The 11,473-nt window shown below is 71.3% G+C and carries 12 protein-coding genes; 5 read left to right on the top strand and 7 right to left on the bottom strand.

What is annotated here, in order from left to right; all coding sequences use genetic code 11:
• Positions 1–8 precede the first annotated feature (8 nt).
• From WAF18_RS03420 to WAF18_RS03410, 3 genes are all read left to right on the top strand, one after another.
• Positions 9–692 (top strand): TetR/AcrR family transcriptional regulator, encoded by a 684-nt coding sequence (locus WAF18_RS03420; protein WP_337243877.1) that lies wholly within the window; start codon positions 9–11, stop codon positions 690–692.
• Between the two features lie 134 nt (positions 693–826).
• A complete protein-coding gene (locus tag WAF18_RS03415; RefSeq protein ID WP_337243876.1) occupies positions 827–1,489 on the top strand; it encodes a protein-L-isoaspartate O-methyltransferase in 663 nt (220 codons plus the stop codon).
• 20 nt (positions 1,490–1,509) lie between these two features.
• Complete coding sequence (locus tag WAF18_RS03410) at positions 1,510–2,862, top strand: TolC family outer membrane protein (RefSeq protein WP_337243875.1); 1,353 nt, start codon at positions 1,510–1,512, stop codon at positions 2,860–2,862.
• Positions 2,863–2,922: 60 nt separating this feature from the next.
• Here WAF18_RS03410 and waaA read toward each other — a convergent pair whose 3' ends face one another.
• Complete coding sequence (waaA, locus tag WAF18_RS03405; protein WP_337243874.1) at positions 2,923–4,218, bottom strand: lipid IV(A) 3-deoxy-D-manno-octulosonic acid transferase; 1,296 nt, start codon at positions 4,216–4,218, stop codon at positions 2,923–2,925.
• 114 nt (positions 4,219–4,332) lie between these two features.
• Here waaA and lpxL point away from each other — a divergent pair, with 114 nt between their 5' ends.
• The gene (lpxL, locus tag WAF18_RS03400; RefSeq protein ID WP_337243873.1) at positions 4,333–5,247 is read left to right on the top strand and encodes an LpxL/LpxP family Kdo(2)-lipid IV(A) lauroyl/palmitoleoyl acyltransferase; all 915 of its coding nucleotides are present in this window, start codon (positions 4,333–4,335) and stop codon (positions 5,245–5,247) included.
• Positions 5,248–5,293: 46 nt separating this feature from the next.
• Here lpxL and WAF18_RS03395 read toward each other — a convergent pair whose 3' ends face one another.
• The 6 genes from WAF18_RS03395 to WAF18_RS03370 all read right to left on the bottom strand — a co-directional run bounded on the left by WAF18_RS03395 (position 5,294) and on the right by WAF18_RS03370 (position 10,366).
• Positions 5,294–6,649, bottom strand: coding sequence for an O-antigen ligase (locus WAF18_RS03395; RefSeq protein ID WP_337243872.1), 1,356 nt, complete (start codon positions 6,647–6,649; stop codon positions 5,294–5,296).
• Positions 6,624–7,745 (bottom strand): glycosyltransferase, encoded by a 1,122-nt coding sequence (locus WAF18_RS03390; RefSeq protein WP_337243871.1) that lies wholly within the window; start codon positions 7,743–7,745, stop codon positions 6,624–6,626. The genes WAF18_RS03395 and WAF18_RS03390 overlap by 26 nt, the downstream gene beginning before the upstream one ends.
• A 31-nt stretch (positions 7,746–7,776) precedes the next feature.
• Positions 7,777–7,977, bottom strand: a complete 201-nt coding sequence (locus tag WAF18_RS03385; protein WP_047135595.1) for a zinc-finger domain-containing protein — start codon at positions 7,975–7,977, stop codon at positions 7,777–7,779.
• 85 nt (positions 7,978–8,062) lie between these two features.
• Entirely contained in the window at positions 8,063–8,773 is a 711-nt protein-coding gene (locus WAF18_RS03380) for a pirin family protein (protein WP_337243870.1), read from the bottom strand.
• A 229-nt stretch (positions 8,774–9,002) separates the two neighbouring features.
• Positions 9,003–9,725 (bottom strand): YceI family protein, encoded by a 723-nt coding sequence (locus tag WAF18_RS03375; RefSeq protein WP_337243869.1) that lies wholly within the window; start codon positions 9,723–9,725, stop codon positions 9,003–9,005.
• Positions 9,726–9,778: 53 nt separating this feature from the next.
• The gene (locus WAF18_RS03370) at positions 9,779–10,366 is read right to left on the bottom strand and encodes a malonic semialdehyde reductase (protein ID WP_337243868.1); all 588 of its coding nucleotides are present in this window, start codon (positions 10,364–10,366) and stop codon (positions 9,779–9,781) included.
• Positions 10,367–10,443: 77 nt separating this feature from the next.
• Between WAF18_RS03370 and WAF18_RS03365 the strand changes: the two genes are divergently transcribed.
• The gene (locus WAF18_RS03365) at positions 10,444–11,430 is read left to right on the top strand and encodes a mitochondrial fission ELM1 family protein (protein WP_337243867.1); all 987 of its coding nucleotides are present in this window, start codon (positions 10,444–10,446) and stop codon (positions 11,428–11,430) included.
• The last annotated feature ends 43 nt before the right edge of the window (positions 11,431–11,473 follow it).

The raw sequence follows: 11,473 nt of genomic DNA, 5'->3' as shown, positions 1-11,473 counted from the left end.
GCATGAGCATGCGTGCCCCTTCCGTCCCCGCCTCCCAGCCCGATGCCCGGGGCCCGGCCGGCCCTGGCCGACCGAAGGACCTGGCTAAGCGCGCCGCCATTCTCGAAGCCGCCGAGCGCATGTTCCTGCAGCAGGGCTACGAGGGCGTGAGCATGGACCAGATCGCCGCCGAGGCCGGCGTCTCCAAGCTCACCGTCTACAGCCATTTCGGCGACAAGGACACCTTGTTCACCGAAGCCGCGGCCGCGTATTGCGAGCAGCAGATGCCCGCCTCGGTGTTCGAGCCCGCGCCCGGCACGCCGCTGCGCCAGCGCCTGCTGGAAGTCGCCGAGGCCTTCTTTGCGATGATCAGCGCGCCTGAAGCGGTGGCCGGCCACCGCCTGCTGTGCACGCCGCAGATGGTCGAAAAGCGCCTGGCCCAGCGGTTCTGGCAGGGCGGGCCCGAGCGCGTGCAGTCGGCATTCGCCGCGCTGCTGCGCCGGCGCATCGAAACCGGCGATCTGGAGATCGAGGAGGCCTTGGTGCCGACCGCGGCCGCGCAGTTCTTCGTGCTGGTCAAGGGCGACCTGCACCAGCGCATGGTGTTCGACTGCGAGGACGCCGACGATTGCGCGCGCCAGCGTCGGGCCCACCTCGAAGCGTCGGTCGACATGTTCCTGCGCGCCTATGGCCGCTCCCGCCGCGATCGCTGAACGAGTCCCCTGGGGGTCGGCATGCCGTCCGGGCCGGTGACTTCCGGCACTGCGCCCCCGCCGAGCCCCCCCGCGATGATCACCCTGCCCGCGACCGCTAGAATTGCGCGCTGGCGAACAAGGAAACCGCAACGATGACGATCGACTACGCCAAGGCCCGCGCGGCGATGGTGGAACAACAGGTCCGGCCCTGGGACGTGCTCGATACACGCGTGCTCGAGACGATCTCGCGCGTGCCGCGCGAGGCGTTCGTCGCCGATGCGCGCCGCGCCCTGGCCTATGCCGACCTGGAACTGCCGATCGGCCACGGCGAGACCATGCTCAAGCCCGTCGTCGAAGGCCGCGCGCTGCAGGCGCTCAAACTCGAACAGGGCGATGAGGTGCTGCAGATCGGCACCGGCAGCGGGTACCTGGCCGCGTGCCTGGGCCACCTGGCCCGCGACGTCGTCAGCCTCGAGCGCCACGCTGACCTCGCCGACGCCGCGCGCGCCCGGCTGCAGGCGCAGGGCATCGCCAATGTCGAGGTCGTCCACGCTGACGTCTTCGCTTGGAACACCGAGCGCCGCTTCGATGCGATCTGCGTCGGCGGCGCCGTCGACACCGTGCCCACCCGCTTCGTGCAGTGGCTGCGCCCCGGCGGCCGTATGTTCATCGTCCGCGGTCAGGCGCCTGCGATGGAGGCGGTGCTGGTCCGACGCGAGGACGAGGACGTCAACGCGCCGCGCATCGAATCGTTGTTCGAGACCGGGCTCGCCTATCTCGCCGGGGCTGCCCCGGTGCCGCATTTCTCCCTCTGATCGACCGAAGGACTCCCCCGATGTTCCGCCGCCCCTTGTTCCTGTCGCTCGCGCTCGCGCTGACATCCGGCCCGCTGTTCGCCGCCGATCTCGTCCAGACCTACGAACTGGCCCGCACCAACGACCCGACGCTGTCGATCGCCGAGTCGCAGCGGCTGGCGACCCGCGAGGGCGCGGTGCAGGCACGCGCGGGTCTGCTGCCGCAGATCGGAGGCAGGGCTGAGTTGAGCCGGGGCCGCGTTGCAAGCCAATCCGGCACTGCAAGCTCTCGGACCTACAGCGTCACTGGCAGCCAGGTCCTGTTCGATTGGAGCCGGATCGCCTCGCTGCGCTCACAGCGCGCGCTGAGCACCGCGGCGGACTTCCAGCTCGACGCCGACAACGATTCGCTGATCACCCGCACCGCAGCCGCCTATTTCGACGTACTGATCGCGACCGAGACGCTGGCCGCCGCCGAAGCCGCCGAGCAAGCGTTCAAGCGTCAGTTCGACTTCGCCGACAAGCGCCTGGAAGTGGGCCTGGCGCCGATCACCGACGTGCACGAGGCGCGCGCGCAGTACGACGGCGCCCGCGCGAACACGATCCTGCGTCGCAACGCGCTGCAGGACGCCTATCAGGCGCTGGCCGAGATCACCGGCCAGCCGGTCACCGACCTGCGCGGCCTGCCCGACGACTTCACCCCGCAGTTGCCCGAAGGCCGTGACGCCGAGGCCTGGGTCGCCACTGCGCTCGAGCAGAACCCGCAACTCAAGGCACTGCAGTACCAGGTCACCGCCAACGAACACGGCGTCGCCGCGGCGAAGGCCCGACACCTGCCGACGCTCGATCTGGGCGCAAGCTATGGCAAGAACTCGAATTGGGGCCGGACCAACCAGTTATCCGCTGCGCGCGAGAGCGAGACCAACAGCGTGAACCTGACGCTGACCGTGCCGATCTTCAGCGGTGGCGCGACCCAGTCGCAAGTGCGCCAGTCGATCGCCCAGCGCGACATCGCCGCCGACCAGTACGAGGCCCAGCGCCGCGCGATCGAGCGCAATACGCGTAGCGCCTACCAGAACCTCGTCGCCGGCATTACCGAGGTCGAAGCGCGCCGGCTGGCGCTGGTCTCGGCCAACGCCGCCTATGAGGCCTCGCAGGTCGGCCTGGAAGTGGGCACGCGTACCGTCATCGACGTGTTGATCAACCAGCAGAACCTGTTCTCGGCACGCCAGGACTACGCGTTCGCCAAGTACAACTTCCTGCAGAGCCGGCTACTGCTCGAGCAGGCCGCCGGCACGCTGGACATCGGCAACCTGCAGGAGATCAACCGCCAGCTGACAGTCGACGTCAACGGCGTGCAGGCCTCGACCGGCGAGGCCAGCGGCACCCAGTAAGCAGCAACGCCAAGTGCCAATTTCCGACGGCGCGGATCGCAAGATCCGCGCCGTCGTCGTTCATGGCGCCGGAAGATCGTCGGCGATCAACGCCAGCGTCCGCGTGAGCGCACCGCGGCCGTTGGCGACCAGTGCGCGACCGGCTTCGCCCATCGCCTTGCGTGCGTCGGCATCGGCGAGCAGCGTGGCCAGATGGTCGTAAACCGCATCGGCGTCCTCGCCGATCCGCAGCGCGCCGACCCGGCCGAGCTGGCGGGCGATGTCGACGAAGTTCTGCAGGTGCGGGCCGGTGACCACGGGCACGCCGACTGCGGCCGGCTCGAGCAGGTTGTGACCGCCGATGTCCTGCAGGCTGCCGCCGACGAATGCGACGTCGGCGCAGGCGAAGAACGCGCCGAGCTCGCCCAGCGTGTCGAGCACGAACACATCGTCGCTCGCATCCGGCCAACGCGTGAACGCGCGCGTGGCCACGCGCCAGCCGGCTTCGACGGCCAACTGCGCGACACCGCGGAAGCGCTCGGGATGGCGCGGCGCCCAGATCAGCAGCAGGTCCGGCCAGCGCATGCGCAAGCGCTGATGGATCGCGATCACCGCCGCCTCCTCGTCGGGATGCGTGCTCGCGGCGATCCACACTTTCCGCCCGCCGATGGTCGCGCGGAAGGTCGCCGCCAGCGCCGCGACCGCGCCCTCGTCGATCGTGATGTCGTACTTGAGATTGCCTACGTCGGCGACCTGCTCGCGCGTCGCGCCAAGCTTGACGAAGCGGCGCGCGTCGTCGGCCGATTGCGTCGCGACTCTTCGCACCGTCCGTAGCGCACGGCCGACCAGCGGCCGCAGCACGCGGTAACCGCGCAGCGAGCGCGCCGACAGCCGGGCGTTGACGATGACCGTCGGCACGCCAGCATCGCGGCAGCAGAACAGCAGGTTGGGCCAAATCTCGGTTTCCACGATCAGGCCGATGCCCGGCTGGAACCGGGCGAGGAACCGCCGCACCGCGCCCGAGAGGTCGTAGGGCAGATAGACGTGCTCGACCCGCTCGCCCCACAGTGCGCGCACCCGCTCCGAGCCGGTCGGGGTGATCGTCGTCACCAACAGCCGGCGCTCGGGATCGCGCGCGAGCAGGGCATTGATCAGCGGCGCCGCGGCGTTGACCTCGCCGACCGACACCGCGTGCACCCAGACCGGGGTCGGCGATGGCGTGCTGCGATACACGCCGTAGCGCTCGTTCCAGCGCTGCAGGTAGGCCGGCTGACGGAAGCCGCGCCAGATCAGGTGGTAGACCGTCACTGGCACGAGCACGACCAGCAGCGCCGAATAGAGGCCGCGCAACAGTCGTTCGGTGAGGTCGGCCCGCATCGCGACAGGATAGCGGATGGCGAAGTTGCGGCGGCGATCCGGGCGGCTGCGCGTCGGCGCCGCGCGATGGCGCGCCGGAACGGCGCAGCGACGCGCAGCTTCTACAATGGCCGCATGTCCTCCACGCCCCCCGTCTTCCCACGCCCGCCGCTTGCGCCCCGCCACTGGCCGGCGTGGTGCGGCATCGGGCTGATGGCACTGGCTGCACGCCTGCACTGGCCGCTGCAGCGCGCGCTGGGCCGCGCGATCGGCACGACGCTGCGGCTCGCGCTCGGGAGCCGCCGCAGGATCGCCGCCCGCAATCTGGCGCTGTGCTTTCCCGAGCGCGACGCCGCCGAGCGCGAGGCGCTGCTGCGCGCGCATTTCCACGCGCTGGGCATCGGCCTGTTCGAGTTCGCACGCGCGTGGTGGGGCTCGATCGAGCCGCTGCGCCGTGGGCTGGTGGTGGAGGGCGTCGAGCACATCGAGGCCGCGCGCGCGCAGGGGCGCGGGGTGATCGTGGTATCGGGCCATTTCACCACGCTCGAGGTCTGCGGCCGGCTGATGTGCGACTACGTCCCGCTGGCCGGCATGTACCGCCCGCATCGGTCGCCCGCGATGGAGTGGGCGGTGCGTCGTGGCCGCGCGCGCTATGCGGCGGCGATGTTTCCCAAGCGCGATGTGCGCGGCACCGTGCGCCACCTCAAGCGCGGCGGCCTGCTCTGGTATGCGCCCGACCAGGACCCAAGCGGCGGCGACGCAGTCTACGTGCCGTTCTTCGGCCGCCCTGCGCACAGCCTGACCTCGACCCACCAGCTGGCGCGCATGTCCGGCGCGGCCGTGGTGTTCTATCAGCATGTGCGCCGCCCCGATGGCGGCTACACGCTGACCCTGACGCCGGCACCGGCGCCCTATCCGACCACCGACGCCGTCGCCGACACCGCAACGGTGATGGCCGGGGTCGAGGCCATGGCCCGCGCCGCGCCCGACCAGTACCTGTGGATCCACCGCCGCTTCAAGCGGCAACCGGACGGTGCGCAGTTGTACTGACGCCACCGGCGTGCGGCCGATGGCGCCTCAAGGAAAGGGACCGGCTTCAGCGCACCGCGTCGTCGCCCGGCGGCACCGGTTCCTCGCGCGCCAACAGGCTGCCGGCGTAGAGCGCCGAGAGCAGCAGCGTGAAGCCCCCCCAGAAGGTCGAATAGAACGCCAGGTGGGTGTTGAGCGGGAACACCGTCACCGCCAGCGCCAGCATCGCCGGCCGCGCCCGTTCGCGCGCGGCCGGGGTCGCGTACCGCCACGCGCGCCAGGCCAGCGCCAAACCGGCCAGCCACAGCAGCACCCCGATCAGGCCGGTCTCGCTGGCGACTTCGAGCACGATCTGGTGGGCGTGGAAGGCCGGCCCTTCGCCCCACTCGGCCATTTGCCCGGGCCGTGGGTCGCAATCGGGAAACGCCTCGCGGAATGCACGCGCGCCCACGCCCTTGATCGGGTGCTCGCGCACCATGCACCAGGCCGCGCCCCAGATCCGGGTCCGACCCGACAGCGCGGTATCGACGCCCGACTGGTCAGCCGACAGCCCCATCGCAGTGCGCTCGACGCGCTCGCGCACCTGCGGCGAGACCAAGGCTACGACCACCGCGACCGCGGCGCCCGCCACGAACACCGCCAGCAGCCGCTTCCAGCCCAACAGGCGCCAGCCCGAGAACAGCAGCACCAGCGCGTAGGTCAGCCACGACGCGCGCGATCCGGCGAACAGCAGCACCACGCCGATCGCGGCACTGGCGACAACCCAGCCGGCCGCGCCGAAGCGCCGTCCGGCGGCGTACAGCGCGAACGGCGACAGGCTCGCCAGTACGATGCCGAGCTTGAGGTTGCACGGCCCGAGCACGCCGCCCAGGCGGTCGGCCATCGCCACCTGCTCGAGCGTGCACATCGGCCGGCTGCTGATCAGCTGCTTGAGCTGGTCGATCCCGAAGAACAGCGGGCTGGTACCGAAGAACACCTCGACCAGGCCGTCGATCGTCCACACCGCGAGAATGATCGCCAGGCCACCCAAGGTGATGCGGCGGCCTCGCCGGTCGGCGACCGCCGAGGCGACCAGCCACAGAAACGGCAGGTAGCGCAGATCGACCAGGGCTTCGCGCAGCGCGCGGCCGACATCGACCGAGTCGATCGCCGAGATCAGTTGCGGCAGCCAGTACGCGCAGAACAGCACGCTGGTCAGCGCCCAGGCCGGAGCGCTGAGCAACGCGCTGCCGCCGCGGAAACGCGCGCGCAGCAACAGCACGATCGCCACCAGGGCACCGAGCACCATCACCCCTTCGGCGTAGCCGGGGGCCGGCCACAGGATCACGAACGCCAGCACCCAGTGCGGCGCCCAGCGCCAGCCCACCGGCTGCGGTGCAGGCGCAGCGCCCACAGGCTCAATCGTCGTCGTCGAGTTCGTCATAGACCGTCAGTGTCGCTGCCTGCATGGCCTGCAGGGTGTAGGGCATCGTAGCCGGTGGCGTCGGCGGCCGCGCCAGCAAGCCGATGGCCGCGTCGGCGAGCGCGGCGGCATCGAACGGCGGCACCGCGCCTTCAGGCTGCAGTTCGGCCAACAGCTCACCCACGCCGCCATGGCCCCAGCCCAGCACCGGCCGCGCGCACGACAGCGCTTCGATCACGGTGCGGCCGAAGGCCTCGGGTTTGCGCGACAGTTGCAGCACCAGGTCGCTGGCCGCATAGGCCTGCACGATCGCCGAGGTCGGCGGCGTCATCGCCAGCGCAGCGCCGCAGCCCGCGGCATCGGCCTCGCGCATCAGGGCATCGAGATAGGCCTCGCGGCCCGCCTCGCGGGCGCCGGGCATCCACAGCCGCGCGTCGAGGCCCTGCGCGCGTACGGCCGCCAGCAGCGCGATCGCATCGCCATGCCCTTTTAGTCGGGTGCCGCGGCCCGGCAACAGCAGCAACGGGCCGCCGCCGCCGAGTGCCGGATGGGCGGCGGCGACGGCCGCGCGCGCGGCCGGATCGGGCCGAGGCGCCGGCGGGAAGCGCGCCGGGTCGATGCCGCGCGGGATCACCCGCAGCCGTGCCGGGTCGGTTCGCGGATAGTGGCGCAGCAGATGTGCGCGCACGGTGTCGGACACGCAGATCACGCGCTCGCCGCGCGCCATGATCGCGCTGTAGCGCGAGGGCGAGTTCAGCCCGTGCATCGTGGTGACGAAGCGCGGGCGCCGGGCGTCCGGCATGCCGCGCACCGCCAGCCAACCGAGCCAGGCCGGCAGCCGCGAGCGGGCGTGCACGATGTCGGCCCCGGTCTCGGCGAACAGCCGCCGCAGCGTGCGGACGTGGCGCAGCGCCCAGGGCCGCTTGGCGCCGATGTCGAGTGCGATGTGACGCGCACCGGTGGCCTCGAGCTCGGGCACCAGCCGCCCGCCGGACGACACCACGATCGCCGTGTGCCCCGCCGCGACCAGCGCCGATGCGATCTCGATCGTCGAGCGCTCGACGCCGCCCGACGACAACGCCGGCAACAGCTGGACGACGGTCAGCGGACGACGCATGCGGCGCGGCGGACGGCGACGCCGCCGACGGTCAATCGACCAGGACGAAGTGCGCGCCGCAGTACGGGCAATCGGCCGCGCCGCCCTCGGCCTCGATCGGCAGGTAGACGCGTGGGTGCGAGTTCCACAGCGCCATCGACGGCAGCGGGCAGCTCAGCGGCAGGTCGGCGCGCCGCACCTCGTACTGCTTGGCGGCATTGGCTTGCGTCGGCTGGACGTTGGCTGCGGTCATGGCGGCGGCATCGATCGAACGTGGAAGGCCACCATTCTAGCCTGCGCGCCGGCCGCTCGTCGGGCGCCGGCCGTGACCCCGGCGCTCAGCGCGGCAGGTCGAACAACAGCACGTCGGCCAGGGCCTCCCCCGCGCCTTCGATGACGAGCGTCGCGGCTTCGTCGACCCAGCCCTGCGCATCGCCGGCCGACAGCTGCTCGCCGTCGACGCGCACCGCGCCGCGCGCCACCTGCAGCCAGTAGCGCCGGTCCGGCGACAACGTCGCTTCGACGCGCTCGCCCTCACCCAGCAACACGCCCTGCAGCGTCGCCTGCTGGCGGATCGCCAGGCTGCCGTCGCGGCCGTCGGGCGAGGCCAGCACTCCCCAGGTACCACGCCGCGCCGCCGGGTCGAACGCGCGCTGCGCGTGGCCGGGCGGGAGGTTGACGCGGTCGGGCTGGATCCAGATCTGCAGGAAATGCACCGGCGCCTGCGCCGAGCCGTTGAACTCGCTGTGCTCGATCCCGTGGCCAGCGCCCATCCACTGCAGCTCGCCGGCCGACAGCGCGCCGCGGCCGCCCTGGTTGTCCGCATGCGCCAGCGTGCCTTCGAGCACGTAGCTGAGGATCTCCATGTTGGCGTGGCCGTGGGTCGGAAAGCCCGCGCCTGGGGCGACCCGGTCCTCGTTGATCACGCGCAGCGGGCCGAAGCCCATCCATGCCGGGTCGTGGTAGTGGCCGAACGAGAAGGTATGGCGGCTGTCGAGCCAGTCGGTCCGGACCTGGCCGCGGGCGTCGGCGGGGCGATGCAGTTTCATGACGGCACTCCTGGCGGTGCGACGATGGAGCAGAGGGGAGACGCGCATCGAACGCGTGTCACCTCCCCGCGCGCGGGGAGGTCGACGCGCACAGCGCGTCGGGTGGGGGGGATGGGGGCATGGGCCGTGGGCACACGCGCCCACGACGAAAATGCGCGGGGCCCGGGATTGACCACGGGCCCCGCAGGGACTCGCGACCCTGCCGCCGGCGCACCGGCGGCAGCGGACGTCACTGCGCGGTGGCAGCGGCCGGCGCGGCGGCATCCTCGGCGACAACGGCCTCGGTCGTGATCCGCAGCTCGACCTCGTCGCTGACGTTCGGCGCATAGGCACCGACGCCGAAATCGCTGCGCTTGATCTGCGCGACGGCGTCGAAGCCGGCGGCGGCGCGCTTGACCATCGGCTGCTCGCCGAACTTGTTGATCGTCACGTCGAGCACCACCGGCTTGGTGATGTCCTTGATCGTCAGATCGCCGGTGACCTTGAGCTTGTTGGTGCCCGCGCTCTCGACCGACGTGCTCTTGAACGTGGCGTTGGGGTACTTGGCCGCGTCGAAGAAGTCGGCGCTGCGCAGGTGGTCGTCGAACTCGGAGACGTGCGAGTTCAGGCCGGCCAGCGGCAGCGTGACTTCGACCGAGGAGGCGGACACGTTGTCGGCGTCGTACACGATGCGGCCTTCGACCTGGCCGAAATGCGCCACCGGATGCGAGAAGCCGAAGTGGCTCCACTGCGCGACCACGTCGGTGTGGTGGGGATCGAGCACGTAGGTGCCCGACACGCCGGCGATCGCCTGGGCGGTGTCCTGGGTTTCGGCCATCGCCTCGCTTGAGGGCTGGGCGGGCGCGGACGCGGCGGGCGCATCGGCGGTGTTGGCGGGCGCGCCATCCTGCTGGCCGCAGGCGGCGAGAGCGATGGCGGCGGCGAGCGGGAGCAGCAGACGGGTGGTGCGCATGGCGATGTCCTCGGAACGTGGATGGGAACTGCGGAAGGGTCGTGCGGGTGCTTCTAGACGATGCGCGCGGCTTCGTCGAACGGCAGGCGCGGCGAGCGCGGGAAGATTGTCGAAGGATCGCCCTTGCCCAGGTTGACCAGGAAGTTCGACTTGATCTGCGTGCCGGCGAAGAACTCGGCGTCGACCTTGGCATTGTCGAAGCCCGACATCGGGCCGGTATCGAGGCCGAGCGCGCGCGCGGCCAGGATCAGGTACGCCCCCTGCAGGCTGCCGTTGCGGAACGCGGCTTCTCGCCGGTTTTCGCGCGGGCCGTCGAACCACGACTTGGCGTCGGTGTGCGGAAACAGGAACGGGAGCTTCTCGTGGAAGTCCTCGTCGTGGCCGATGATGACCGTGACCGGTGCCGACAGCGTCTTGTCGCGGTTGCCCTCGCTCAGCGCCGGCGCCAGCCGTGCCTTGCCTTCGGCGGACCTGACGAACACGAAGCGGGCCGGCGACATGTTGGCCGAGGTCGGGGCGAACTTCAGCAGGTCGTAGAGCCGGTGCAGCGTGGCGTCGTCGATCTGCCCGCCGAACCCGTTGTAGGTACGGGCGGTGCGGAACAACTGGTCGAGCGCGGCATCGGGCAGGGCATCGGTCATCGAACGTCTCGCAAGGACTGGACTGGGCCGCAGTGTAGAGTCACGCGGCGGTGGCGCGCGTGCACCGCCCGGAACGGATGGTCACACTCGTGGAACGAAACCCGCACGACGGCGCCGATTGCCGACATATCTGGGCAGTCAGCGACGGCCGCGCCGGCAACGCCCGCCAGGCCGAGGCCTTGGCGGCGGCGGTAGCGTCGGAGCGTCCGGTGGCGCAGTTGCATCTCACACCCCGGGCGCCCTGGCGCTGGACCGCCCCTCGGCGCCTGCCCGGCGCGGACACCGCGTTCGGCGCGCGTTATCAGGCGCACCTGCGCGCGCCGCCGATGCTTGCGATCGGCTGCGGCCGACAGGCGGCGCTCGCCACCCGCCTCGCCGGCGCCCATGGCGCACGCACCGTACAGATCCTCGACCCACGCATCGATCCCCGGCATTGGGATCTGGTCGTCGTGCCCGCGCACGATGCGCTGCGTGGCGACAACGTGCTGGTCGCGCGTGGCAGCCTGCATCCGGTCGATGACGACTGGCTGGCCGCCGCCCGTGCGGCGCATCCGGCCCTGGCGACGCTGCCCGGGCCACGGATCGCGGTATTGCTGGGCGGCGATTCCAAACATGGCCGCTTCGACGTCGCCGCGTTCGAGACCCTGGCCGCGCGGCTCGACGCCCTGGTCGCCCGCGACGGCGGCAGCCTGCTGATCGCGGGCTCGCGGCGGACGCCGCTTCCAGTGCGCGCGGCGCTGCGCGCCCGCTACGGCCACCGCGCCGCCCTGATCTGGGCGGACGAGGCCGACGGCGCGAATCCCTACCCCGGCCTGCTCGGCTGGGCGGACCGCATCGTCTGCTCGGCCGACTCAGTCAACATGCTCTCCGAGGCCGCCGCGACCCGCGCCCCGGTGTTCGTGTTCGAACCCGAGCGCATCGACGGCGGCCCGCGCCGCTTCGTCGACAGCCTGATCGCCGACGGCCGCCTCCACGTACTGGGCGACGTCCTGCCCGACACCCCCGTCACCCCCCTGCGCGAAACCGCCCGGATCGCCGCCGAGATCCGCACCCGCCTCCTCTAGAACCGGGGTCAGAGTGCAATTTCTAAAGAAATTGCACTCTGAC

It is taken from the genome of Luteimonas sp. gir, assembly GCF_037198055.1.
GTDB classification, from domain to species: domain Bacteria; phylum Pseudomonadota; class Gammaproteobacteria; order Xanthomonadales; family Xanthomonadaceae; genus Luteimonas; species Luteimonas citri_A.
This window is presented reverse-complemented; position numbering and strand designations above follow the sequence as displayed.

Excerpts from the sequence above, each read along its gene's own strand:
- WAF18_RS03420 (WP_337243877.1), top strand. The coding sequence starts at position 9 with ATGCGTGCCCCTTCCGTCCCCGCCTCCCAGCCCGATGCCCGGGGCCCG.
- WAF18_RS03415 (WP_337243876.1), top strand. The coding sequence starts at position 827 with ATGACGATCGACTACGCCAAGGCCCGCGCGGCGATGGTGGAACAACAG.
- WAF18_RS03410 (WP_337243875.1), top strand. The coding sequence starts at position 1,510 with ATGTTCCGCCGCCCCTTGTTCCTGTCGCTCGCGCTCGCGCTGACATCC.
- waaA (WP_337243874.1), bottom strand. The coding sequence starts at position 4,218 with ATGCGGGCCGACCTCACCGAACGACTGTTGCGCGGCCTCTATTCGGCG.
- lpxL (WP_337243873.1), top strand. The coding sequence starts at position 4,333 with ATGTCCTCCACGCCCCCCGTCTTCCCACGCCCGCCGCTTGCGCCCCGC.
- WAF18_RS03395 (WP_337243872.1), bottom strand. The coding sequence starts at position 6,649 with ATGACGAACTCGACGACGACGATTGAGCCTGTGGGCGCTGCGCCTGCA.
- WAF18_RS03390 (WP_337243871.1), bottom strand. The coding sequence starts at position 7,745 with ATGCGTCGTCCGCTGACCGTCGTCCAGCTGTTGCCGGCGTTGTCGTCG.
- WAF18_RS03385 (WP_047135595.1), bottom strand. The coding sequence starts at position 7,977 with ATGACCGCAGCCAACGTCCAGCCGACGCAAGCCAATGCCGCCAAGCAG.
- WAF18_RS03380 (WP_337243870.1), bottom strand. The coding sequence starts at position 8,773 with ATGAAACTGCATCGCCCCGCCGACGCCCGCGGCCAGGTCCGGACCGAC.
- WAF18_RS03375 (WP_337243869.1), bottom strand. The coding sequence starts at position 9,725 with ATGCGCACCACCCGTCTGCTGCTCCCGCTCGCCGCCGCCATCGCTCTC.
- WAF18_RS03370 (WP_337243868.1), bottom strand. The coding sequence starts at position 10,366 with ATGACCGATGCCCTGCCCGATGCCGCGCTCGACCAGTTGTTCCGCACC.
- WAF18_RS03365 (WP_337243867.1), top strand. The coding sequence starts at position 10,444 with ATGGTCACACTCGTGGAACGAAACCCGCACGACGGCGCCGATTGCCGA.